The 24517-nt window shown below is 38.3% G+C and carries 21 protein-coding genes; 2 read left to right on the forward strand and 19 right to left on the reverse strand.

Features of this window, described 5'->3' with window-relative positions:
• The first annotated feature begins 10 nt into the window (after positions 1 to 10).
• Positions 11 to 1066 carry an ABC transporter ATP-binding protein gene (locus NY607_RS14075; protein ID WP_131521605.1) on the forward strand — a complete coding sequence of 352 codons (1056 nt, stop codon included), beginning with the start codon at positions 11 to 13 and terminating at the stop codon, positions 1064 to 1066.
• On the forward strand, positions 1059 to 1985 hold the full coding sequence (locus NY607_RS14080) for an ABC transporter ATP-binding protein (protein WP_131521606.1): 927 nt from the start codon (positions 1059 to 1061) through the stop codon (positions 1983 to 1985). Before NY607_RS14075 ends, NY607_RS14080 begins: the two co-directional genes overlap by 8 nt.
• Positions 1986 to 2534: 549 nt before the next feature.
• Here the strand turns inward: NY607_RS14080 and opp4C are convergent.
• The 19 genes from opp4C to NY607_RS14175 form a co-directional block, all read right to left on the reverse strand.
• Entirely contained in the window at positions 2535 to 3443 is a 909-nt protein-coding gene (opp4C, locus tag NY607_RS14085; protein ID WP_048395389.1) for an oligopeptide ABC transporter permease, read from the reverse strand.
• Between the two features lie 12 nt (positions 3444 to 3455).
• Positions 3456 to 4421, reverse strand: coding sequence for an oligopeptide ABC transporter permease (gene opp4B / locus NY607_RS14090; RefSeq protein WP_016994271.1), 966 nt, complete (start codon positions 4419 to 4421; stop codon positions 3456 to 3458).
• A gap of 82 nt (positions 4422 to 4503) precedes the next feature.
• Positions 4504 to 6237: an oligopeptide ABC transporter substrate-binding protein gene (gene opp4A / locus NY607_RS14095; RefSeq protein ID WP_237899590.1), complete on the reverse strand. Its 1734-nt coding sequence runs from the start codon at positions 6235 to 6237 to the stop codon at positions 4504 to 4506.
• A 54-nt stretch (positions 6238 to 6291) separates the two neighbouring features.
• Positions 6292 to 7281, reverse strand: a complete 990-nt coding sequence (locus NY607_RS14100; RefSeq protein ID WP_237899587.1) for an ABC transporter ATP-binding protein — start codon at positions 7279 to 7281, stop codon at positions 6292 to 6294.
• Between the two features lie 4 nt (positions 7282 to 7285).
• Positions 7286 to 8281, reverse strand: a complete 996-nt coding sequence (locus NY607_RS14105) for an ABC transporter ATP-binding protein (RefSeq protein WP_048395394.1) — start codon at positions 8279 to 8281, stop codon at positions 7286 to 7288.
• Positions 8282 to 9146: 865 nt separating this feature from the next.
• Entirely contained in the window at positions 9147 to 9776 is a 630-nt protein-coding gene (gene pyrE, locus NY607_RS14110) for an orotate phosphoribosyltransferase (RefSeq protein WP_016994265.1), read from the reverse strand.
• A gap of 3 nt (positions 9777 to 9779) precedes the next feature.
• The gene (gene pyrF / locus NY607_RS14115; protein WP_237899585.1) at positions 9780 to 10484 is read right to left on the reverse strand and encodes an orotidine-5'-phosphate decarboxylase; all 705 of its coding nucleotides are present in this window, start codon (positions 10482 to 10484) and stop codon (positions 9780 to 9782) included.
• On the reverse strand, positions 10484 to 11395 hold the full coding sequence (locus tag NY607_RS14120) for a dihydroorotate dehydrogenase (RefSeq protein WP_259419886.1): 912 nt from the start codon (positions 11393 to 11395) through the stop codon (positions 10484 to 10486). Before NY607_RS14120 ends, pyrF begins: the two co-directional genes overlap by 1 nt.
• Complete coding sequence (locus NY607_RS14125) at positions 11392 to 12165, reverse strand: dihydroorotate dehydrogenase electron transfer subunit (protein WP_259419887.1); 774 nt, start codon at positions 12163 to 12165, stop codon at positions 11392 to 11394. The genes NY607_RS14120 and NY607_RS14125 overlap by 4 nt, the downstream gene beginning before the upstream one ends.
• Position 12166: 1 nt before the next feature.
• Entirely contained in the window at positions 12167 to 15364 is a 3198-nt protein-coding gene (gene carB, locus NY607_RS14130; RefSeq protein WP_115673784.1) for a carbamoyl-phosphate synthase large subunit, read from the reverse strand.
• Entirely contained in the window at positions 15357 to 16457 is a 1101-nt protein-coding gene (gene carA / locus NY607_RS14135) for a glutamine-hydrolyzing carbamoyl-phosphate synthase small subunit (protein WP_016994256.1), read from the reverse strand. The genes carB and carA overlap by 8 nt, the downstream gene beginning before the upstream one ends.
• Positions 16457 to 17734: a dihydroorotase gene (locus NY607_RS14140; protein WP_131521613.1), complete on the reverse strand. Its 1278-nt coding sequence runs from the start codon at positions 17732 to 17734 to the stop codon at positions 16457 to 16459. Before NY607_RS14140 ends, carA begins: the two co-directional genes overlap by 1 nt.
• 1 nt (position 17735) lies before the next feature.
• Complete coding sequence (locus tag NY607_RS14145; RefSeq protein ID WP_131521614.1) at positions 17736 to 18614, reverse strand: aspartate carbamoyltransferase catalytic subunit; 879 nt, start codon at positions 18612 to 18614, stop codon at positions 17736 to 17738.
• 194 nt (positions 18615 to 18808) lie between these two features.
• Positions 18809 to 20119 carry a uracil-xanthine permease family protein gene (locus tag NY607_RS14150; RefSeq protein ID WP_131521615.1) on the reverse strand — a complete coding sequence of 437 codons (1311 nt, stop codon included), beginning with the start codon at positions 20117 to 20119 and terminating at the stop codon, positions 18809 to 18811.
• A gap of 14 nt (positions 20120 to 20133) precedes the next feature.
• Positions 20134 to 20682, reverse strand: a complete 549-nt coding sequence (gene pyrR, locus NY607_RS14155) for a bifunctional pyr operon transcriptional regulator/uracil phosphoribosyltransferase PyrR (protein WP_004227349.1) — start codon at positions 20680 to 20682, stop codon at positions 20134 to 20136.
• A gap of 240 nt (positions 20683 to 20922) precedes the next feature.
• On the reverse strand, positions 20923 to 21834 hold the full coding sequence (locus tag NY607_RS14160; RefSeq protein WP_131521616.1) for an RluA family pseudouridine synthase: 912 nt from the start codon (positions 21832 to 21834) through the stop codon (positions 20923 to 20925).
• Positions 21831 to 22310, reverse strand: coding sequence for a signal peptidase II (gene lspA / locus NY607_RS14165; RefSeq protein ID WP_004227346.1), 480 nt, complete (start codon positions 22308 to 22310; stop codon positions 21831 to 21833). Before lspA ends, NY607_RS14160 begins: the two co-directional genes overlap by 4 nt.
• Positions 22311 to 22463: 153 nt before the next feature.
• A complete protein-coding gene (locus NY607_RS14170) occupies positions 22464 to 24032 on the reverse strand; it encodes a sodium/solute symporter (protein ID WP_131521617.1) in 1569 nt (522 codons plus the stop codon).
• Between the two features lie 24 nt (positions 24033 to 24056).
• Positions 24057 to 24392 carry a DUF485 domain-containing protein gene (locus tag NY607_RS14175; RefSeq protein ID WP_131521618.1) on the reverse strand — a complete coding sequence of 112 codons (336 nt, stop codon included), beginning with the start codon at positions 24390 to 24392 and terminating at the stop codon, positions 24057 to 24059.
• Positions 24393 to 24517: the final 125 nt, after the last annotated feature.

Here is a 24517-nt window from a genome sequence, read left to right on the forward strand (position 1 = left end):
GGTGGCCAAAATGAGTAAAACAGTTCTAGAAGTAAAAGATTTAAGAATTAACTTTAAAACTTATGCAGGGCTTGTCCATGCTGTGCGTGGTGTTAACTTTGATTTAAAGGAGGGTGAAACACTCGCTATAGTAGGTGAATCAGGCTCTGGTAAAAGTGTTACGAGTAATGCATTAATGAAACTAATTCCACAGCCACCTGGTATTTATGAGTCAGGACAAATTTTATTTAATGGTCGTGATTTAGTTCCATTAACTGATAAAGAAATGTCTAAAGTACGCGGAAATGAAATTGCAATGATTTTCCAAGATCCTATGACAAGTTTGAACCCAACAATGAAGGTCGGACGTCAAATAACTGAAGTAATTTTGCAACACAAAAAAGTTTCTAAAAATGAAGCGAAAAAACGTGCGATTGAGCTTTTAACACAGGTAGGTATCCCCTTCCCTGAAAAACGCTATAACCAATACCCACATGAATTTTCAGGTGGTATGCGTCAACGTGTTGTTATTGCCATTGCCCTTGCAGCTGATCCTAAGCTATTAATTGCAGATGAGCCAACAACAGCTCTAGACGTAACCATTCAAGCGCAAATTTTAGAATTAATGAAAGAAATTCAGAAAAACTCGAAAACATCTATCATTTTCATTACACACGATTTAGGTGTAGTGGCGAATATCGCTGACCGTGTAGCAGTAATGTACGCTGGACAAATCGTTGAATATGGTACTGTAAATGATATTTTCTATAATCCAAAGCATCCTTACACATGGGGTCTACTTGGTTCAATGCCAGATTTAGATAATGATACTGATGAGCTATTACGTACCATTCCAGGCTCACCACCAGATCTTACAAATCCACCTAAGGGTGATGCATTTGCAGCTCGTAACGAGTATGCTATGGCGATTGATTATGAACAAGAGCCACCAATGTTCCAAGTAAGCGAAACACATTTTGCAAAGACTTGGTTGTTGCATCCTGATGCACCAAAGATTCCTCTTCCAGATGCGGTTGCTAAACGTATTGAAGGGTATTTAGCAAAGGAGGCACAAGAAAATGACTAAAACTGGTGCGAAAAAAATTCTTGAAATCAAAAATTTACAGCAGCATTTTGGTTCGCCAAGTAATCCTATTAAAGCTGTAGATGGTATCAGCTTTGATGTTTACGAAGGTGAAACACTTGGTCTTGTGGGTGAATCAGGTTGTGGTAAGTCAACAACTGGTCGTTCAATTATTCGTTTATATGATATTACAGGTGGCGAGATTGTTTTCGATGGTGAAAATGTCCATGGAAAAAAATCTAAAAATGAGTTAAAGAAATTTAACCGTCAAATGCAAATGATTTTCCAAGATCCTTATGCTTCTTTAAACCCTCGTATGACAGCTGGTGAGATCATTGGAGAAGCCTTTGATATTCATGGCCTTTACAAGGATAAAAAAGAACGTCGTGCAAAAATCCAAGAGTTACTTGAAGCTGTTGGTTTAAACAAAGAGCACGCGAATCGTTACGCGCACGAATTCTCTGGTGGTCAACGTCAACGTATAGGAATTGCACGTGCATTAAGCCTAGACCCGAAATTCATCATTGCCGATGAGCCAATTTCTGCTCTGGACGTATCGATCCAAGCACAAGTTGTAAACTTACTAAAAGAATTACAAAAAGAACGTGGCTTAACATATCTTTTCATTGCCCATGACTTATCTATGGTAAAATACATCAGTGACCGTATTGCTGTAATGTACCGTGGTAAAATCATGGAAATCGGTAAAGCAGATGATATTTACAATCACCCTGTTCATCCGTATACAAAATCTTTATTATCAGCTATCCCACTTCCTGATCCAATGTCAGAGAAGCGCCGTCAACGTATTCAGTACAAGCATACAGAGGTTGACGAAAGTGCAACCTACCATGAAGTAGGTGACCAGCATTATGTTTATGGTACTGCTGATCTAGTAAAAACTTGGGTTGGTAATCGCTAAAAGCTATAACTCCTATCGACAGTACAAAAACTGTGATGGGAGTTTTTTTATTTACTTCTTTGTTACCCAATATCCCCGTCAATGAAACCTAAATAAACTTACAACCTTTTAGTAGACTCTAATTCCCTTCACTCTTTTATTTTACACAAAATAAATAGTTAATAAATACCATTTTTGTAAAATTAGTTTAAATAATTTCCCGAATATATTATGATAGAGTTAACACGAATAAAGGGGTGTAGTCCAATGAAAAAAAGTATGAAACTTCTTCTTGCTACATGTTGTTTTACAATCGTATTAATTAGTGTTGGTTCTACCACAGCATCTGCCTATCCTGGTCCATGCCACAGTCCAAAGCCTTGTGTGATTAGACCATAATAGTTGCTCTCAAAACATTATTTCCAGGTCTCTATGGTCTCTGTAAGGACAATCAATATTACTATGTATTAAACTATTATCCTTTATAAAATTCGGCACCTTTAAATGTGATTACTTTTACATTTAAAGGTGCCCTATTTTCTTGTCACTTATTTAATATCCATTTTTTGATTACCTTCTGGATTTTGGATTTAATGCATCCTTTAAGCCTTCCCCGATAAAATTAATGGACAAAATTACTAGCGTAATAGCTGTTGCAGGAGGCACCCACATCCAAAGCTTCTCCTTTAATACCTCTGAGTTTCTAGCTTCGGACAGCATATTCCCCCAACTTGGCGTATCTGCTGGTACGCCTAACCCTAAAAAGCTTAAACCAGATTCAGCGACGATTGTTACAGCCATCAGCAATGTTGCTTGTACAATAATCGTCGAAGCAACATTAGGTAGTAAATGCTTCATAATAATCTTTGATGATTTACATCCTATTGATTGAGCTGCTAATATATACTCATTTTCCTTTTCAGCAAGCACCCTACTTCGTACAATCCTTGCAACTGATCCCCACATTAATAGTGAGATAACAAAAATCAAAGTCCATAGACCAGATACTTTTCCAATTAGAATTTGATTTAAAACAATTACAAAAATCATAAATGGAAACATTAAGATAAAATCTGTAAATCTCATGAGTATTTGATCTATTTTTCCACCAAAGTACCCTGAAATAGCGCCGACTGTAGTTCCAATTAAAACAATAAAGAACATACAGCTTAATCCTACTGTTAAGGAGGATCGACCAGCATAGAGCATTCTTGTAAACACATCTCGTCCATTTGTATCTGTTCCTAACCAATTTTCACTAGATGGTGGTTTACTTATTTGGGTAAAATCAACCCGGACAATATCTTTAGTTGTAATATATGGTGCTAGAAACGATAAGATAATAACGATCAGTAGAAATATAAGGCTAATCAAGGCTAGTTTATTTTTAAAGAACTTTCGTCTCGCAATTACCCATGGCGAGGGGCTTTTCTTTGGCGATTTTGGCGTTAAAACTTCTTGATCCGTTACCAATGTCATATTTCCCCCTCCTTAATCCAATCTAATACGTGGATCTACTACACCATATAATAAATCCGCTATTAAATTTCCAAAAAGTGTTAAAAACGAAAGTAACATTGTGATCGACATCATGACTGCATAATCCCTTCTTCCAACTGATTCAAGGAAGAGAGCACCTATTCCAGGATACGTAAAGATCGTTTCTGTTATTACTGCACCGCTAATTAATGTTGCGATATCAAACCCAAGGAACGTAATAAGAGGAATAATAGAATTTCGTAAAATATGTTTGTTATAAATTTTCGATTCTTTTGTTCCCTTTGCTCTCGCAGTTCTTACAAAATCTTTTCTACTATTTTCAATAATGTCATTCCGCAAAAATTGTGTATAGGATGCTGTTCCCATCAATCCTAATATAAGCGCAGGTAGTAAAACATGGTGGAATCTACTTATATAGTAGTCCAAATTTCCAGGCTCTAGCCCTACACCAACAGATCCGTTAAATGGGAACCAACCTAACTTGAACGAGAAAAAGTAAATGGCTACAATTCCCGCAACAAATGACGGAATGGCTAAAGCTAGATAATTATACGTTGCAATCAAATTATCCCCAAGTGTATAGGGCTTTCTACCAGCATACATGCCCATGATAAATGCAAATATGTAGGTAAAAATTAACGATGTTAAAGCTAAAAATATGGTATTAGGTATACGCTGCGCAATAATTTCTACCGCTGGTTTCTTATAAACAGTTGATTTACCAAAATCCCCTTGCATAAAATTAACAATCCATCTACCGTATTGCTGGATAATAGGATCGTTATAGCCTAATTTTTCTCTCATTTCCTCGATATATTGTGGATTCGTATTAGAAGGATCAATTTCACCAGCAAATGCATCTCCTGGCATCATTTTCGCTAAAAAGAATACCACCAACGAAATAAGGAGTAACAATGGGATCATGCCAAGTAGTCGTCGAAGTGTATATTGAAGCATGTAACGTCTCCTTATCTATAAATTTACTAACTAAGTCCTCTTTTCAAGGACTTAGTTAGCAAGAATTAAAGTACAAATTAGCTTATTCTTTAATATGCCATTTATAAACATCCGTTTGGAAGCCAACAGCGTTGACATGAACACCTTGTAAACGGTTATTAATACCATATAAATCTAAGTTTTCCCATAAAGGAAGTGCAGGTAATTCTTCGTTGAAGTATTTTTGCCATTCAACATATGTTGCCATACGTTTGTCTTTGTCAAATGCTTCTTCACTTAAGCCTTTATCCAATAATTCTTGGTTTTTAGGATCTACCCAACGACCATAGTTCCACTCAGCGTCATTACCCCATAATCCTGATGGATCTGGATCAGCACCTGTACTCCACGCACCGAAGAATGCCTCTAAAGCTGCATCATCATTATCTTTCATATCATTATATAAGTTAAACTCAATTAAACTACCTGTCGCTAATTCTGTTTTCACACCAATATCATTCCAAGATTGAACAATTGCTTGTGCACGTCCTTCAAATGCTGCTGAACCTGCATAGTGACCAAATGAAATTTTAAATGGTTGTCCCTTTGGATCTTCTACGAAACCATCACCATCTTTATCTACATAACCTGCAGATGCTAATAGCTCTTTTGCTTTTTCTGGGTTGAATTCATATTGGTTTAGTTCTGACTCTGGTGCAGCAGTCCAGAAAGTAGTTGGAATCACAGTGTTGGCAACTGTTGCTTTTCCTTCTAAGAAAGCATCGATCATTGCTGGACGGTTAATTGCATATAATAATGCTTGACGTAATTCTTTTGCATTAAATTTATCAAAATCTGCCACATTTTTTAATGTAGCTTTATCACGATGACCAAAACGAAGTCCGATGTATGAATAGCCCACACCATTAGTTTCTTCAATACGTACATTGCCTAATGCTTCTAATTCTTTTACGGATTGTGGTCTAATATCCATAATGTCAATTTCTCCATTTTGGAATGCACCAGTTGCTAATGATGGGTCAATTACTTTTACAATAACACCATCAAGCTGTGGTTTGCCCTTCCAGTAATCATCAAAACGCTCTAATTCAGAATATTCTCCATCTACAACTTTTTTCACCTTAAATGGCCCTAAGCCAACAGGATTTTCACGAACTTGCTTTGACTCCTCTAAATCCTTAACAGCAATACCTTCATAATGTTTCTTCGGCATTGGATTTGACCATAGATTTTCTAAATTATTAATTTTCACTTGTTCAAAAGTGATTTTTACAGTGTATGGATCTACTACTTCAATACCTTCGATTTTGTCAGCCTTACCTTCTTTTTTAGCTTTGGCACCTTTAATTCCCTCAACATAATTGTAGCGAGGTCCAGCATAATCAGGATGCGCAAGAGTTTCTAAAGCAAAAACCCAGTCATCAGCTGTTAATTCCTCACCATTATGCCATTTTACACCCTTCTGGAATGTAAACGTATACGTTAATTTATCCTCACTAATTTCCCATGAAGCTAAGTTTGGAACATATTCTAAGTCATCATTTACATCATAAATACCTTCCATTGTGAAATTTTGAATATAGCTGTCTACAATACTACCTGAATAAGCAGGATCATATACGCCTTCAGGTGCAACATCTGTACCATATGTTACGATGCCACCCTCTGTAGAAGGTTCATCTGTTGTTGTCGTTGTATCCCCGCTTGTATCCTTTTCATTTTCCTTCTCTGTTTTTGATGAGTCATTATTACATGCAGCTAAAAATAATGCCATAACTAGCAATAGCATAAATGACCATAATGCTGATTTTTTCATTTTTTTCCCCCCGTAATTTTATTTTTGTCAATAACTATTTTCCGTTTTTAGTTTTTAATATAAATGACAAGCAACACTATGCCCCGACTTCACCTCCTTTAAAGCTGGCTTAGATAATGAACATTCTGCCATTGCCTTTGGACATCTTGGATGGAATGGACAGCCTGACGGTGGATTAGCAGGACTCGGTATATCTCCCTCTAAAACAATACGACTATTTTTCTTTCTCGGATCTGGCACAGGTATTGCAGAGATCAATGCTTGTGTATAAGGATGTAATGGCTCATCGTAAATATGTTCCTTATCAGCTATTTCTACAATATTTCCTAGATACATCACGCCAATTCGATCGCTCATATGCTTGACCACACTTAAATCATGTGCGATAAACAGGAATGTTAAATCAAACTCATCCTGAAGTTCTTTTAATAGATTAAGAACTTGTGATTGTACTGATACATCTAAGGCTGAAACAGGCTCGTCTGCAATAATAAGCTTTGGTCTAAGTGCAAGTGCCCGAGCAATACCAATACGCTGGCGCTGACCACCTGAGAACTCATGAGCATATTTATAATAGGCATCTTCAGGTAAGCCGACTTTTCTTAATAGCTCCATTACCTCGCCTTTTAATGATTTCAATGATTTGTTACTGAAATTCATAATTGGCTCTGCAACAATGCTTCCTACCATTTGCATAGGATTTAAAGATGCGTATGGATCCTGAAATACCATTTGAATATCTTTTCGTATATCTCTTAAAGATTTCCCTCTCAAGTTTGTAATATCTTTACCATCAAAGATAATTTTTCCATCCGTCGAGTCTAATAATCTTAAAATTGTCCGTCCAGTTGTCGATTTTCCGCAACCCGATTCTCCAACTAACCCTAATGTCTCGCCATTTTTAATAGAAAAAGAAATGTTATCCACTGCTTTTACATGACCAACAGTATGCCTTAAGAAGCCACCTTTGATTGGGTAATATGTTTTCAAATCAATTATTTCTAATAAGTTATCCTTTTTTTGTTTTACGCTTGTTTCATTCATGCTGTCAGCTCACACCCTTTCTAGTATCGCAACTTTCATAAAGTAAACAAGATACCTCATGTCCATCATCTATAAAGGAAAGTTGCGGCGTAACCTTGCTACAATCAGGCATAGCTGAAGGACATCTATCCACAAAACGGCAACCTATTTGGGGCATATTTTTCAATGAAGGTACAATCCCTTGAATGGTCGTTAACTTTTCAACTTCCTCATCGATTCTTGGTATAGAAGCCATTAATAGCTTTGTATAAGGATGCTGCGGATTGTGGAACAAATTATCTACATTTGTTTTTTCTACAATTTTCCCCGCGTACATGATAATTACTTCATCACACATTTCGGCTACGACGCCTAAATCATGTGTAATAAGTACGATGGACATATCATTTTTTGCTTGAATTGTCTTTAATAGCTCTAAGATTTGAGCTTGCACCGTTACATCAAGTGCCGTAGTAGGCTCATCTGCAATTAATAGTTTAGGTTGACATGCAATGGCAATGGCAATCATAACCCTTTGTCTCATTCCACCAGATAATTGGTGAGGATACTCATCTACAATTTGATCCGCTCTGGGTATGCCGACTTGTTTTAATAAGTCAATTGCTTTACTTTTAGCCTCAGCCTTTGAGATTTTAGAGTGATTTAAGATAATCTCTTGTATTTGTGAACCAATTGTAAAAACGGGATTTAATGATGTCATGGGTTCTTGGAAAATCATACTGATATCTTTTCCTCTAATCTTATTCATGTCATCGCTAGAATAATTTTCGATGTTTTTTCCTTCAAACTTAATTTCTCCGCCTGTGATTTTGCCAATCCCTTTTGGAAGAAGCTGCATAACTGAAAGTGACATGACACTTTTTCCACATCCAGATTCTCCAACTACCCCAATAATTTGACCTGATTTGACTGAAAAAGAAACATCATCAACAGCATGATAGATATCCCCATCTATATCGAAACCAGTTTTAAGGTTTTTCACTTCTAACATTAAGCTCATTTAATATCACACCTTTAATTTTTTTACTAAAAATCACTACATCCTTTATGTAAGCAACAGAAACATATGTCTAAAATGTATTCTTTAAGTAAAAGATGTAAATAGAAATTAGCTTTTGGCTTCCCTCATAAGATTCAATATTCCGAAAAATTAGATCATAAGATGTTAAACCTATTTCAAAATTATATTACCTAAAAAAAACACCAAATTTTAAAGAGTACATCTTCATTACATAAAATTGACCCTATTTTCCAAATGTAATAGTAACTGGATCGGTATATAATATTCTGACAATTAGGCGTAATGCTATTTTATCTGGAAATAATACATTTAATCAAGTGAATTTTTACAATTCTTATAATATTACATACAAAATAATCCATACAACTATACCATTTCAGATTGGATGTTTTAGATTTTACCATACTGAATATTAGTTCATTTTCAACTTTATTTGCCTAAAGTATCATTTTTTTATTTTATTAAAATAATAATAACCTACTCATTTGATCCACACATACTATGTCAAAATTTACTTTTATTTGGAAAACATGATTATAAAAGGATTTTTATTGTTTATTTAATTCATAGAATGATACTAAATTTTCCTAATTATTATTAACGAATAATTTTATTTACTAAAGCACTAAACAAATGAAGTGTTTTATATTACATTAAAAAAATAAATTATTTTTACAATTTCTTTAATCTATAGGCCATACTTCTCTTAAAAGTTAATAAAGTTTATTTTCCTTTGACTACGTCGAAAAAACACAAAAAACAACTATCAACAAAAGTATCGATAGTTGTTTCTATGCATTTGCTCTCTTTTATATTCCAGTAACTCTATGTTTTACTACTACTTTTACAATTCTCCAGCTTTTAATTTTCCATGCCACTCTTTTAAGAATGGAATATCTTCTTCTTTGATAGCGCCTGATTCATTTGCTGCTTCAATCAGATAATCAAAATTAGTTAATGATACGTATTGAATGCCAGCCTCATCAAATGCTTGTTCAGCGCGTGGAAGATTATATGTGTAAACACAAACAACTCCAAGCACCTCACAGCCTGCTGCACGCAATGCTTCTACTGCTGTAATGGAAGAACCACCTGTAGAGACGATATCCTCCACAACCACTACTTTTTGTCCTGCTGCGTATTTTCCTTCAATTTGATTACCACGGCCATGCTCCTTCGCTTTAGAGCGTACATAAACCATTGGTAATTCTAAAATATCACTTACCCACGCCGCATGTGGGATACCTGCTGTAGCTGTTCCTGCTACAATTTCTGTCGCTCCGAAGTTTTCTTTGATGACAGAGGCTAAACCATTTGCTAATTGTTTACGAATAACTGGATCGGAAATTGTTAAGCGTGTATCACAGTATATAGGTGATTTAATACCAGATGCCCATGTAAATAGCTCTGTAGGATTTAATTCTACAGCTCCAACTTTTAACATAGCGTGTGCAATTTCATTTTGTAATGTCATAATTTATGCCTCCCATAATTCACTTACGATTTTATATGCTGCTACTGGATCCTGTGCACCTGTTACAGCACGGCCCACAACGATGAGTGATGAACCATCACGCTTTGCCCCATCAGGTGTTGCTATACGTTTTTGATCGTGTGCAGCACCACCAGCTAAACGAATTCCAGGTGTGACACGTAGAAACTCATCTCCACACACCTCAGCAATCGCCTTAGCCTCATGGACAGAGCAAACAACACCTTGTAAACCTGCTTCCTTTGTCAGCCCTGCGTAGTGTAGGACAGACTCTTTCAATGAAAGAGCAATTTTTTGTTCTGCTTGCATTTGTTCTTCTGTTGTGGATGTTAATTGTGTAACGGCTATTAGTGCAGGACGTTGTTTGCCTGTTGGTGTTCCTGCTTCAAGTCCTTCTAGAGCTGCTTCCATCATAGGACGTCCGCCTGCAGCATGGACATTGACTAAATCTACCCCTAATTTTGCTAGACCCTTCATCGCAGAGCCTACTGTATTCGGGATATCATGTAATTTTAAATCAAGGAAAATATCATGACCTAACTCCTTTACTTTGCGTACGATATCAGGTCCCTCTTGCATATATAATTCCATTCCAATTTTCACGAAAAGAGGCTCATCGAACTTTTTAAGGAAATCGAATACTTCTTTTTCTCCTGGAAAATCTAGAGCTAGTATAGGCTTCGTATTCATCAACGATGGCTCCTTCCAATAATCTCTGTTATATGTTCTACACCTAATGCATCCAGCTTTGCTGGTAATTCTTCAATAATGTTCGGGCAAACGAAATGGTCAACAAAGTTAGCTGTTCCTACTGCTACAGCTGAAGCACCTGCGGACATAAAATCAATGACATCCTGTGCTTCCGTTACACCGCCCATACCAATTATCGGAATATTGACAGCCTTGTACACCTCATAAACCATTCGTATTGCTACAGGTTTTACAGCAGGACCAGATAGTCCACCTGTGCCATTAGCTATGACTGGCTTACCTGTACGCTCATCTAAACGCATACCAACCAATGTATTAATCATGGTAATACCATCTGCTCCACCTGCTTCAACAGCTAGGGCAATATCAACGATGTTCGTCACGTTTGGTGATAGCTTCACATAGACTGGCACTTCTGACACAGCCTTGACAGCCTTGACAAGCTCGCGTGCTGTAGCAGGATCTGTTCCAAATTGAATACCACCACATTTCACGTTTGGACAAGAAATATTTAACTCCAATGCTTTGACATTCGGTGCTGCTGAAATACGGCGTGCTACTTCCACATAGTCTGCTGTCTCTGTTCCAGCAACATTGGCGATGATGGGCACATTATAATCCTCTAAAAATTTTAATTCCTCATTCATCACTTTTTCAATGCCCGGATTTTGTAGACCAATGGCATTTAACATCCCCGCTGCTGTTTCGGCAACACGTGGCGTAGGGTTACCTGCACGCGTTTCGACCGTTGTTGCCTTAATCATGATAGCCCCTAGTTTAGATAAATCATAAAGCTGTGCATATTCACGACCAAAGCCAAAGCAACCTGAGGCTGGCATAATAGGATTTTTTAAATCTAAGCCTGGTATTTGAATTGTTAAACGACTCATAGTGCCACCGTTCCTTTCGGGAAAACTGGACCATCAGAACAAACTTTAACATAGTCTTTTTCAACCTGATCGGTTGTTTTGCATACACATGCAAAGCAAGCTCCAATACCACAGCCCATACGCTCTTCAAATGATAAATAGCCTTCTTTTTCAGGATAAAAGCCTTCTAATGCTCTTAACATTGGTAATGGACCACAGGAATAAAAAACATCAAACACTGGTGCATGCGACTCTAAAACCGTTGTTACAAAGCCTTTTGTGCCTTTCGAGCCATCCACCGTCACATAATGCGTTTCACCAAGTGCACTAAATTCATCCTCATAAAAGCAGACGTCTTTTGTTTGGAAGCCTAAGACGTGGATTGTTTTCACACCACGAGCATTCAATTGCTTGGCTAGCTCATGTAATGGAGGGACACCAATGCCACCACCAACTAGTAGTGCAGTACCTCCCTCCTGCACCGCTTCTACTGGGAAACCATTCCCAATTGGTCCAAGTACGTTGACCAGCTGACCTTCTCGATTTGTTGCCAGAACTTTCGTACCACGCCCCTCAGCACGATAGATCATTGTAAACTCATTGTTGTCTTTATCAATATTTGCAATACTAATTGGTCGACGTAAAAGCGGCTCCAGTGAATCCGACACCTTTACATGGACAAACTGGCCAGGAGTCATCTCCTGAACCAGTTCACCATGAAGTGTCAGTTCGAAAATGTTTGTCGCAATTTGCTTTTGAGAGACGACCGTCATTTTCTCTTGACGTATCATATTAGTGTACTACCTCCGCTTTTGGCATTTGTTCTGCTGTAAATGTCATAGATTCGATAACACGTACCATTGCTTCTGCTGTATCTAAAGATGTTAGGCAAGGTACACCATTTTCTACAGACTCACGACGAATTCGGAAGCCGTCACGAGCTGGTTGCTTGCCTTTTGTTAAAGTGTTGACAACAAGCTGAGCTTCCCCATTTTGGATAAGGTCAATCAATGTTTGTCCTTTCGCCCCAATCTTGCCTACTACATCAGTTCGTACGCCTGCTGCTTCAAATGCTTTTGCTGTACCTTCTGTTGCTACAATGCGATAGCCTACTGTTGAGAAGCGTTTTGCTAATGCAATCGCTTCTTCCTTATCTTTATCAGACACAGTGAATAATACTGTACCTTCTGTTCGTATTTCCATACCTGCTGCAACTAAGCCTTTATAAAGAGCTTTTTCTAATGTTGCATCTTTCCCCATTACTTCACCAGTAGATTTCATTTCAGGTCCTAATGTAATGTCTACACGTCGTAATTTAGCGAATGAGAACACTGGTACTTTTACAAATACACCTCTTTGCTCAGCTGCTAGGCCTGTTGGATAGCCTTGCTCTACAATGGATTTGCCAAGGATTGCTTTTGTTGCAATATTAGCCATTGGGATATTTGTAATCTTACTTAGGAACGGTACTGTACGTGATGAACGTGGGTTCACCTCGATAACAAATACTTCGTTTTGTGAAATGACATATTGGATGTTCATTAAGCCGATGATGCCTAGCCCCTTCGCAAGACGAGTTGTATAGTCAACTAATGTATCTTTTTGTGCCTGTGTTAATTTTTGCGGTGGGTAAACAGAGATTGAGTCACCAGAGTGAACTCCTGCACGCTCGATATGCTCCATAATTCCTGGTATTAACACATTCTCACCGTCACAGATAGCATCTACTTCAATTTCCTGTCCTGTTAAGTAACGGTCTACTAATACTGGATGATCTGGAGATGCCTCTACCGCGTTTTCCATATAGTGCTGTAATTCTTCTTGGTTATAAACAATTTCCATTGCACGTCCACCAAGTACATAAGAAGGGCGAACAAGCACTGGGAAGCCTAGACGCTCACCAATGGCAAGAGCCTCCTCTGTAGAAACTGCTGTTTCTCCTTGAGGTTGTGGAATATCTAATTCACGTAGCGCCTGCTCAAATTTATCGCGGTTTTCTGCACGGTCAATATCCTCAAGAGACGTACCTAAGATTTTCACGCCATTAGCAGCTAATTTATCAGCAAGGTTAATAGCCGTTTGACCACCGAATTGAACAACAACACCAATTGGTTGTTCTAAGTCGATAATATGCATAACATCCTCAATTGTTAATGGTTCAAAGTATAATTTATCGGAAATTGAGAAATCTGTTGACACTGTTTCTGGATTTGAGTTAATGATAATCGCTTCATAACCCGCTTCTTGAATCGCCCAAACTGAGTGTACTGTGGCGTAGTCAAATTCTACACCTTGGCCAATGCGGATTGGACCTGAACCTAGTACCACCACAGAAGGTTTTTCAGACTTAATCGATTCATTTTCGTCTTCATATGTGCCATAGAAATATGGTGTTTCTGATTCAAATTCTGCTGCACATGTATCCACCATTTTATAAACTGGCATAATCCCATGCTCTTTACGATAAGCATACAGTTCTTCTGGTGTTGTTTCCCAAAGCTCAGCAATTTTCTTATCTGCAAAGCCTAAACGTTTAGCTGTTCGTAGTACGTCTTTGTCATTCTTATTGTCAGCAAGCGTTTGTTCCATATCCACAATATTTTTAAATTTATTTAAGAAGAATAGATCGATTGCTGACCATTCATGAATTTGTTCAATTGTTACACCTCGACGTAAAGCTTCACCGATGAAGAATAGACGTTCATCCCCAGCCTTGCGAATACGTTTTTCAATCCAAGAATCTGAATTTTCTTCAGCATGTTTTAACTCTAAGTGTACTTGACCTGTCTCAAGAGAACGAACCGCTTTTAGCATAGCTTCCTCAAAAGTACGACCTAACGCCATTACTTCACCAGTAGCTTTCATTTGCGTACCAAGATTACGTTTAGCAGATTCGAATTTATCGAATGGCCAACGAGGAATTTTTGCTACGATATAGTCCAGTGCAGGCTCAAAACAAGCATATGTTGAACCTGTTACAGGATTTTTAATTTCATCTAACGTTAAGCCTACTGCAATTTTAGCGGCTAGCTTAGCAATTGGATAACCTGTTGCTTTTGATGCTAACGCAGATGAACGAGAGACACGTGGATTTACTTCAATCACATAGTAATTAAAGCTATATGGATCAAGTGCAAGCTGTACGTTACAGCCACCTTCAATTTTTAAAGCGCGAATAATATCGAGTGAAATATTACGTAGCATTTGGTTTTCGCGATCAGATAGTGTTTGCGTTGGTGCAACAACGATTGAGTCACCTGTATGAATCCCTACTGGGTCAACGTTTTCCATGTTACATACAACGATGGCATTGTCAGCTGCATCACGCATTACTTCGTATTCAATTTCTTTATAGCCTGCGATTGATTTCTCTAATAGACATTGCGTTACAGGGGAATATTTTAAACCCGATGTCACAATTTCTTCTAAGTCTTGATCGTTGTAGCAAATACCGCCACCTGTACCGCCAAGTGTAAAGGCAGGTCGAACAATGACAGGGTAGCCAATTTTTGCAACAAATCTTTTCGCTTCATCTAAGTTATGAATAATATCAGATTCAGGAACTGGAGCTCCTAACTCATACATTAAATTACGGAATAAATCACGGTCCTCCGCTTTATGGATGGCATCTAATTTAGTACCTAGAATTTCAATTCCAAGCTCATCTAGAATACCTGATTTGTCTAATTCGATCGCCATATTTAGGCCTGTTTGACCACCAAGTGTTGGTAAAATCGCGTCTGGGCGTTCTTTACGTAATATACGCGATACAAAATCAAGAGAAATTGGCTCAATATAGACTTTGTCTGCGATTTCTGTATCTGTCATGATTGTAGCAGGGTTTGAGTTAATTAAAATAACGCGGTAGCCCTCTTCTTTTAATGAAAGACATGCTTGTGTTCCTGCATAGTCAAATTCTGCTGCTTGTCCGATAACAATTGGGCCTGAGCCGATTACTAAAATAGTTTCAATATCTGTACGTTTAGGCATGTTGTTTCCCCTTCCCTGCTTCTACTTCCATCATTTCGATGAATTCATCAAATAAATGGTTTGAATCTTCTGGACCTGGTGATGCTTCTGGGTGATATTGCACTGTGAAAATTGGATATTTTTTATGACGTACACCTTCACATGTTCCATCATTTAACGCGATATGTGTTAATTCTAAATCGGTATCTTTTAATGATTCGATATCGATGGCATAGCCATGGTTCTGAGATGTTAAATCTGTACGACCTGTGCGTAAATCTTTTACTGGATGGTTACCACCACGGTGTCCAAATGGTAATTTAAAGGCTTTCGCACCACTTGCTAAAGAAAAGATTTGATGGCCTAAACAAATACCGAACATTGGCACTTTTCCAATTAAGTTACGTACTGTTTCAATGCCTTCTTGAACATCTTCAGGATTTCCTGGTCCATTCGACAACATGATGCCATCTGGATGCCAAGCTAAAATTTCCTCAGCTGACGTATTATACGGTACGACTAGCACATCACAATCACGTTTGTTTAACTCACGTAAAATTCCATGCTTCATTCCATAATCAATTAGAACAACTCGTTTACCACGTCCTGGAGATGGATAGGCTGCTTTTGGTGATACTTCACGAACATGGTGCGTAATGGCTGGCGTTGCTTGTAATTGTGCCACAATTTCATCCACATTTACTTCTTCATCAGCAGCTGTCAAAATCGCTTTTACGGAACCTTTACTACGAATAATACGTGTTAATTTTCGTGTATCAATCCCTTCAATTCCTGGGATATCCTTTGATGTCAAATAGTCATCTAAAGTTAAATCACAGCGGAAATTCGAAGGATTTTTAGCTAATTCACGTACAACAAATCCACGAATTGCTGGCGTAATCGATTCAAAGTCATCACGGTTAATGCCGTAGTTACCAACTAAAGGATAAGTTAAAGTGACAATTTGTCCATAGAATGAAGGATCTGAAATCGTTTCCTGATAACCCGTCATCCCTGTTGTGAATACAACCTCACCTTGTGAAGCGCGCTCGCTACCAAATGCTGTACCTGTAAATACTGTGCCATCTTCTAAAACTAGTAAACGTTTTTTCATTACTCTGCCTCCTGATATACGATATTGCCTTCAAAAATCGTTAGTACTGGCCAACCCTTTGCCACCCAGCCGTTGAATGGTGTATTACGACCTTTTGATACAAAGCCTTCTGCATCAATCGTTTGTTCTTTTTGAATATCAATTAAAATCATATCAGCTGAAGCACCTACTTCTAATGTGCCATATGGCAGATCAAAAATCTCAGCTGCTTTCACTGTCATCCAATCAATTAATTGTTTTAACGTCCACTTTCCTGTTTCTACAAACTGTGTATAAAGTAGTGGGAAAGCAGTTTCGAAACCTACAATACCAAATGGTGCGCCAACCATACCGCAGCATTTTTCTTCTACTGTGTGTGGCGCATGATCTGTTGCAATGCAGTCGATTGTACCATCAAGTAGTGCTGCATGTAGAGAATCTTTATCATCAGCTGCGCGTAATGGTGGGTTCATTTTCCAATTAGCATCATCAGATGGAATATCCATCTCTTCTAGCAATAAATGATGTGGACAAACTTCTGCTGTAACACGGATTCCCGCAGCCTTTGCATCTCTTACCGCACGCACTGATTCCTTCGTCGATACATGACAAACATGGTAACGAGCGCCTGCTGCTTCTGCAAGTAGTACATCTCGTGCAATTTGTACGGATTCACAGATGGAAGGTATTCCTGGGAGGCCTAGCTCTTTATTACGCTTTCCTTCATGCATCACGCCGTCATAGATTAATGAGTTGTCCTCACAATGCGCTACAACGACCATATCGTGCTGGGCCGCATCTTTCATTTGCTCATACATCGTTGAGGCTAGCTGGATACCAACACCATCATCTGAGAATGCCACTGCTCCATGTGCTTTTAATTCTTCAATATTTGTTCGAACCTCACCCGATATATCCTTTGTTAGGGAACCGTATGGGAGTACTCGAATAACCGCACTGTCCTGAATGAGCCCATTGATGAGTTGCATGTTTTCAACCGAATCAGGTACTGGCTTTGTATTAGGCATTGCGCAAATTGTCGTAAAGCCACCTTTTGCTGCTGATGCCGAACCTGTTGCAATGGTTTCCTTATGCTCAAATCCTGGCTCTCGTAAATGTGTATGAACATCGATAAAGCCTGGTGCTACGATTAAACCATGTCCTTCAATCAGTTCTGCACCTGCTACAGTCACATCTTGACCAATAGCCGTAATCTTTCCGTCTGCCATTGCAATATTGACTGTCTTTAATTCACCTTGTTCATCTAGCATTTGTACATTTTGAAGTACCTTTGTCATGTTATTCTCTCCCCTTTAAAATGGTTTCCATAATAGCCATCCGTGTGTAAACACCGTTCCGCACCTGTTCAAAAATTCGAGAGCGATCACACTCGACTAACTCAGAAGCAATTTCGACATCACGATTGACGGGTGCTGGATGCATAATAATGGCTGATTCTTTCATTTGCTTTTCTCGTTCAATTGTTAAACCAAACTCTTGATGGTAACCTTCCTTTGAGAAGCTTTTATTTACTTTATGACGTTCATGTTGCACACGTAGTAACATAATGACATCACTTATTTCGATCAGATTATCCCATGAATGGTGCGCTTCAAAACCGCCAGACCATTCTTCTGGGCAAAGGAAATGAACATTTGCCCCTAAATTTTGTAATGCTGTTGCATTTGATTTCGCTACTCGACTATGAGAGATATCTCCTGCAATTGTGACATTCAACCCTTCGAAATAGCCAAACTCCTTTTTGATGGTATAAAGATCCAATAAGGATTGTGAAGGGTGTTGCCCAGCACCATCTCCTGCATTAATAATCGCTACATTAATACCATCCAGCAGCTCATTGTAATACTCATCTTCTGACGCTCGAATGATGACAGCATCTAAACCAATCATTTCCAATGTTTTGACCGTATCGTACATCGTTTCCCCTTTCGTAACACTCGAAAACCCTGCATCAAAAGGGATAACATGACAGCCAATTTTGTATTCTGCCATTTCAAAGCTTGTTTTTGTACGAGTACTTGGTTCAAAGAATAGATTGGCCACTTTGTGTGTGCGAGATAACGATGATGTTTCACCATTTTCAAATGCTTGCGCAAGATCTAGGATTTGGTTAATCTCTTCTGTTGTTAAATGTTCCATCGATAATAAGTTCTTCATCATGTGACCTCCATTAGGTTGTGAATCGTGAACGCCTATGTATGACGTTCTCTGTATATAAAGTAAAAGCCCCGTTGATGTCATCAACGAGGCATGAGGAGGCGTGACAAACTACAGCAAGACATACATCCCACTTCAGCCTGTCCACAACTTCCCTTTTTTTGCCTCTCTGGACAATTCATTAAAAGGTACTACTATGAATCTTTATTTTGATTGTATTGTACGGGTATATCAGCTTCTTTTTTACCTGGTAGAATCGCATTTAATAGCACACCAATAATCGCTGCTAGTGCCATTCCTTCTACACTCAATGATTCTGAGATAACAAACTTGGCACCGCCAATACCAATGACTAAAATCACTGAAGCAATTACTAGGTTACGACTGTTACCAAAATCAATATGATTATCTACCAGCATACGTAAGCCACTTGCTGCGATAATTCCAAAGAGTAAGATGGAAACTCCACCAAGTACTGCGGTTGGAATCGTTGCAATTACTGCCATTGCTTTCCCGAAGAATGATAGTAAGATAGCAACCACTGCTGCACCTGCAATAACGTAGATACTGTATACTCGAGTAATGGCTAGTACACCAATATTTTCACCATACGTTGTTTTCGGAGGACCTCCGATTAAAGCACTCACAAATGTGCCAAGCCCGTCACCTAGTAGCGAACGGTGTAGTCCTGGCTCTTTAATATAATCACGATCTACTACTTTTCCTAATACCAGTTGATGTCCTATATGTTCCGAAATTGTTACAATTACGATTGGTACCATGATAAGTAGAATTTTTGTTGTTATTTCAAACTCATAATGCACACCTGGTATTAAGAAATCAGGCATTGCGAAGAATTTTGCTTTGGCAATCGGTGTATAGTCTACTATGTCGATCATCATGGAGTAAATGTACCCTACAATTAGGCCCATCAAAATTGGCATAGTGCTTAAAATTCCTTTAAAGAAAATCGTAAAGATGATAGCTGTAAAGACCGTCACTAAAGCAGCTGAGAAGTGTAAAAAGCTATACTCTCCATTGACGTTCATTGCCATATTCACAGCCGTACCTGAAAGTCCAAGCCCAATTACCATAATTACTGGGCCTACCACAATCGGTGGCAAAATTTTCATAATCCACTTATAACCACTTTTCCAAATGATTAAGGATACAATCCCGTACGTAATGCCGACTGCCATAGCACCGATCATGGCATTGCCTGGGTTTACACTTGAACCGTCTTCATTTAAACCACCTGCAGCAAGTAGGATTGGTGCAATAAAGGCGAAGGATGATCCTAAATAAGCTGGTACCTGAAATTTTGTAATTAATAGGAAGAATAATGTAGCAATTCCGCTTGTTAAAAGGGCAATCGCTGGACTAAGACCTACTAACTGCGGTACTAAAATCGTTGAACCAAACATCGCAAACATATGCTGGAAACTTAATGTCACTAGCTGGAGCGGGGTCGGTTTATCCTTAATATCTAAAACTGCATTTGACATACTGTTTCCTCACTTTATTGTTCGTCTTCTTTATAAATAATGACGCAATCTTCTCCGTCTACCTCTTGTAAATTGACAACAATGCGCTCAGAGCCAGAAGTTGGAACGTTTTTTCCCACATAGTCTGCTCTAATTGGTAGCTCTCGATGTCCTCTATCTACTAGAACAGCTAGTTGAATTTGTGCAGGTCTTCCTAAATCCATTACAGCATCTAGAGCTGCACGTACTGTTCGACCTGTATAAAGTACATCATCCACTAAGATGATTTTTTGATTTTTCACTTGATACTCGATATCAACTTGTTCTACATGTGCTTGTTCGTTTTCATGTTTCGTTGTTAAATCATCTCGGTAAAGTGTAATATCAAGTTCCCCTGTACGAATCGGTTTACCTTCAATTTTTTCAATTCGCTGCGCCAAACGTCTGGCTAGAAAGGCACCTCTTGTTTTAATGCCAACTAAAATACATTCATCGATTCCTTTATTACGTTCAATTATTTCATGGGCAATACGTGTTAATGCTCGTGTCATTGATGGGCCATCTAATAATTCATTTTGTGCCATATTCGTATCCTCCTCTCTCCAATCTATTATCGGCCATGTGTCCATAAAAAAACCTCTCGAGGCGAATAGCCTGAGAGGGTTGTATACGTGTCGAAAAAGCATGTTGGAAAAATTTGCAGCACAAATTTCCACAACACTATCACATGTCCCTTCTCAGCCTCTCTGGACTGCCATTAAAGGTGAATATTTAGTTATGTTGTTCATTCACTGTCGTTAGTATAGACTTTCTTTTCGTATACGTCAATGCCTATTTCGTAAATCATTTAATAATTGTTCATAATCAGCTGGAAGTGGTGTTTCAAACTCCAAATATTCTCCAGATGAAGGATGATCGAAACCTAAAGTCGCTGCATGTAAAACTTGTCCCCCAAAGTCGATTGTCTTTTTCGGACCATATTTTGGATCTCCAACAAGTGGGAAGCCAATATAATTCATATGCACACGAATTTGGTGTGTACGTCCTGTTTCTAAACGACATTCCACAAGCGTATAGTCACCAAAACGTTCAACAACTTGGAAGTGTGTGACAGCATGTTTACCATTATCGACAACTGCTTGTTTTTGGCGATCTTTTTGGTCACGACCAATTGGTGCATCAATTGTCCCCTTATCATGCGCAATATGCCCGTGGACAAGAGCAATATATTTACGAGTAACTGTTTTATTCACTAATTGATTGACTAATGATTCATGAGCCGTATCGTTTTTAGCAACCATCAATAAGCCCGATGTATCTTTGTCGATACGATGGACAATCCCTGGTCGTAGTACACCATTAATCCCTGATAAGTCTTTACAATGATACATTAAGCCATTTACCAGTGTACCTCCCATATGGCCCGGTGCTGGATGTACCACCATACCCTTTGGTTTATTCACAACAAGAACATCTGCATCCTCATAAACAATATCTAAATCTAAATTTTCTGCGACAACATCCAATTCTTCCACTTCTGGTACATCAATAGCGATGATGTCACCAGCTTTAACCTTATATTTTGCCTTTACCACATCACCGTTTACTTTAATGACTCCCTCACTAATCCAGTTCCCAATTTGCGTGCGTGACCACTCAGATTGTAAGCTGGAAAGTGCTTTATCAATGCGCTCTCCTTGCTGCTGTTCTTCGATTGTATATGTTACTTGCGTCATTGTTTCACCTGTTTCTTCTCTTTTTTATCTTCCATAATTAAGCCAATCATCAGCACGACAACCGCTATTGTTAATGCAGCATCTGCCACATTAAAAATAGGGAAATCATAATTAATAATCGGAATTAAAACATCTACAAAATCGACCACTTCTCCTCTAAATAGACGGTCAATAAAGTTTCCTACTGCACCACCAAGCAAAAGCATTAAGCCGACTTGAAAAACAGGCTTTCCCTTTGCTTCTTTATGATAAAAATAGACAATCGCACAGATAACAGCAACTGTGACAATACTAAACAACCACATTTGCCCCTCTAGCATCCCCCATGCTGCCCCTCTATTTCGATGAGACAAAATACCAAACCAAGGGTCCCATACAGCAATGCGTTCAGCATATTCCATATTTTTCACAATCAGCCATTTTGTCCATTGATCCAGTAAAACGACAAAAGCAGCTAATCCATAATATTTATACACAGACATTCCTCCGTTCACTCAACATCTTACCTATTCTACCATAACAGTTCCATTCACAATAACTAATATCCTATCTAATCTAAATCTCTTCAAGAAATATAAAAAGGCTACCCCTATTACGTTTAAGCAATAGAAATAGCCATAACTTATTGGTTAGACAGTTTCAGATTCTTTTGAATGTACTCGCTTCATGAAGTCATTAACATCAGCAGGAACTTTGCGATCTATTAAAGACACGATAATAACAGATAAGAAGCCCACAGGCACTGTCACAATACCCGGAATTTTAAACTGCAAGAAGCTTGGTAACGTTCCTGGTAAAAAGATCATCCACATAGACACGCCAAGTCCTATTAATAATCCTGCAATGGCTCCTTTCTCTGTCATGCCTCTCCACCAAATACCTAAAATAAATATTGGGGTAAATGTACTTGCAGCGACAGTAAAGGCGAGCGCCACTAAATGGCCAATGGATGCATCCTTTACAAGTAAGCCCAATGCTCCATATAAAATACCTAATATTACAATAGCCACTTTCCCAGCAATAACTCGTTGTTTTTGTGTAATATCCTTTTTCATGATATTGGCATATAAATCATGAGCTAGTGCACCCGAGCTTGTAATAAACAATCCTGAAAGATTGGAGAAAATAGCTGCAAATGCTCCTGCTATAACTAATCCAAGTAGCCATTTGCCACCTAGTGCAAGGGCTGTAGTAGGAATGACCATATTATTCCCACCCAGCACTAAATCACGCATAACTTCCTCACTAGCTGTCCCAGAAATGAAAATAGATCGACCTACAACACCTAAATAAACAGCTAACAAGAAGAACGCGCTTGCAATCCCAATGGCCATGAGTGCAGATTTACGGGCTGCTTTAGCACTTGGATTTGTATAAAAACGCAATAATATATGTGGAAGTCCAATTGTTCCTAGTGCTAACCCAATCGTCATACTAATTGTTTGCCAGAACGTTGGGAAATAGAAGCCTGTGCCTGTCCAAGCAGCACCATCAAAATTGATATCATTGCCATCTAGGGCATACGGTGAAGTGCCAGTGATCGGACCACTAAATGAATGGATGGCTGCTAAAATTTTATCATAATGTAAACCGCCATAAACTGCTGCAATTAACATCACGATAAACGCACCTAGACGAATCCACAACTCTAATGCTTGGTTGATGGTTGTTCCTTTCATACCACCAATACCTACATAAAAAATCATAACAACACAAGTAAATATAATGCCGAATTCATAAGAAGTACCAAAAAACATACTTAAAATTTGTGCGGCACCTAATAATTGTGGAGCTGCATAAAAGCCAGAAATTGCTAAAACCACCGCTACCGCTACAAGCCGTGCTCGTCTACTATGAAAACGATAGCCTAAAAAATCTGCAACGGTAAATGCACCGAAGCGTCTTAAAGGACCTGCCACAAAAATCGCTAATAATGTTAACCCAATGGAAAAGCAAAAAGCATAATAAGCACCATCATATCCAAGTTGAAATGTTAACCCTGCGATGCCCAGAAATGTTGCTGCACTTAAGTAATCCCCACCAATGGCAGAACCATTTGTAAACCATCCGAAGCTTCGGCCACCTACAAAGAAATCCGATGCTGTTGCATTTCTTTTTGTTAAATACGTAATGTATACAATTGTCCCCATTAAAGCAATGGTCATTAACATCTTTGGTTCTAATAGAGCTTCCATCATTCAACATTTCCCCCTTTGTTCCAACTACTTATTTGCTATATCGTATTTTTTTAGACGTTTCTCGTACATGGCTGTATGAACATATGCAATAATAAATGCCATAGCCATCATTACAATCGTTGTCACAAACCATGTGACTGTCATACCACCCCAGATTTTCTTAAACGCAAATGCTGGCGCAAACCAATTCATAACAGGGATACTAAAAATCAAAATAAAGTAAAATATCGATAAACCTAAACCTGTTGTAAATTCATCTTTCATAATTTTGTTTGTTGTTGCATCTAAAGGTGGTAGATCTTTCACATCAATTGTTCCTGCTTCTACATAGTCATAATCATGACTGCCTACTTCCGCCATAAGCCAACTCCCCCTTTTCTGATAAGTAAATAATTATCTGAAATTTCAAATTATTATTCACTACAATTATTCTATTCTATTTCAACTTCAATATAGATATAAAATATTGCTGTATTAGTACAAAA

It is taken from the genome of Lysinibacillus sp. A4 (assembly GCF_024919535.1).
Lineage (GTDB): Bacteria > Bacillota > Bacilli > Bacillales_A > Planococcaceae > Lysinibacillus > Lysinibacillus capsici.

Bases quoted from the DNA above. Each gene is read 5' to 3' on its own strand.
- opp4B (WP_016994271.1), bottom strand. From the start codon at position 4,421: ATGCTTCAATATACACTTCGACGACTACTTGGCATGATCCCATTGTTA.
- NY607_RS14125 (WP_259419887.1), bottom strand. From the start codon at position 12,165: ATGATACGTCAAGAGAAAATGACGGTCGTCTCTCAAAAGCAAATTGCG.
- pyrR (WP_004227349.1), bottom strand. From the start codon at position 20,682: ATGGCACAAAATGAATTATTAGATGGCCCATCAATGACACGAGCATTA.
- pyrE (WP_016994265.1), bottom strand. From the start codon at position 9,776: ATGACATTACAAAATGAAATTGCACACGCTATGTTAAAAGTTGGAGCT.
- NY607_RS14145 (WP_131521614.1), bottom strand. From the start codon at position 18,614: ATGAAGAACTTATTATCGATGGAACATTTAACAACAGAAGAGATTAAC.
- NY607_RS14170 (WP_131521617.1), bottom strand. From the start codon at position 24,032: ATGATGGAAGCTCTATTAGAACCAAAGATGTTAATGACCATTGCTTTA.
- NY607_RS14075 (WP_131521605.1), top strand. From the start codon at position 11: ATGAGTAAAACAGTTCTAGAAGTAAAAGATTTAAGAATTAACTTTAAA.
- NY607_RS14080 (WP_131521606.1), top strand. From the start codon at position 1,059: ATGACTAAAACTGGTGCGAAAAAAATTCTTGAAATCAAAAATTTACAG.
- NY607_RS14140 (WP_131521613.1), bottom strand. From the start codon at position 17,734: ATGACAAAGGTACTTCAAAATGTACAAATGCTAGATGAACAAGGTGAA.
- opp4A (WP_237899590.1), bottom strand. From the start codon at position 6,237: ATGAAAAAATCAGCATTATGGTCATTTATGCTATTGCTAGTTATGGCA.
- NY607_RS14175 (WP_131521618.1), bottom strand. From the start codon at position 24,392: ATGGCGGAAGTAGGCAGTCATGATTATGACTATGTAGAAGCAGGAACA.
- carA (WP_016994256.1), bottom strand. From the start codon at position 16,457: ATGAAAAAACGTTTACTAGTTTTAGAAGATGGCACAGTATTTACAGGT.
- NY607_RS14120 (WP_259419886.1), bottom strand. From the start codon at position 11,395: ATGAGTCGTTTAACAATTCAAATACCAGGCTTAGATTTAAAAAATCCT.
- pyrF (WP_237899585.1), bottom strand. From the start codon at position 10,484: ATGAATACGAAGCCTATACTAGCTCTAGATTTTCCAGGAGAAAAAGAA.
- NY607_RS14150 (WP_131521615.1), bottom strand. From the start codon at position 20,119: ATGTCAAATGCAGTTTTAGATATTAAGGATAAACCGACCCCGCTCCAG.
- NY607_RS14160 (WP_131521616.1), bottom strand. From the start codon at position 21,834: ATGACGCAAGTAACATATACAATCGAAGAACAGCAGCAAGGAGAGCGC.
- carB (WP_115673784.1), bottom strand. From the start codon at position 15,364: ATGCCTAAACGTACAGATATTGAAACTATTTTAGTAATCGGCTCAGGC.
- opp4C (WP_048395389.1), bottom strand. From the start codon at position 3,443: ATGACATTGGTAACGGATCAAGAAGTTTTAACGCCAAAATCGCCAAAG.
- NY607_RS14105 (WP_048395394.1), bottom strand. From the start codon at position 8,281: ATGAGCTTAATGTTAGAAGTGAAAAACCTTAAAACTGGTTTCGATATA.
- NY607_RS14100 (WP_237899587.1), bottom strand. From the start codon at position 7,281: ATGAATGAAACAAGCGTAAAACAAAAAAAGGATAACTTATTAGAAATA.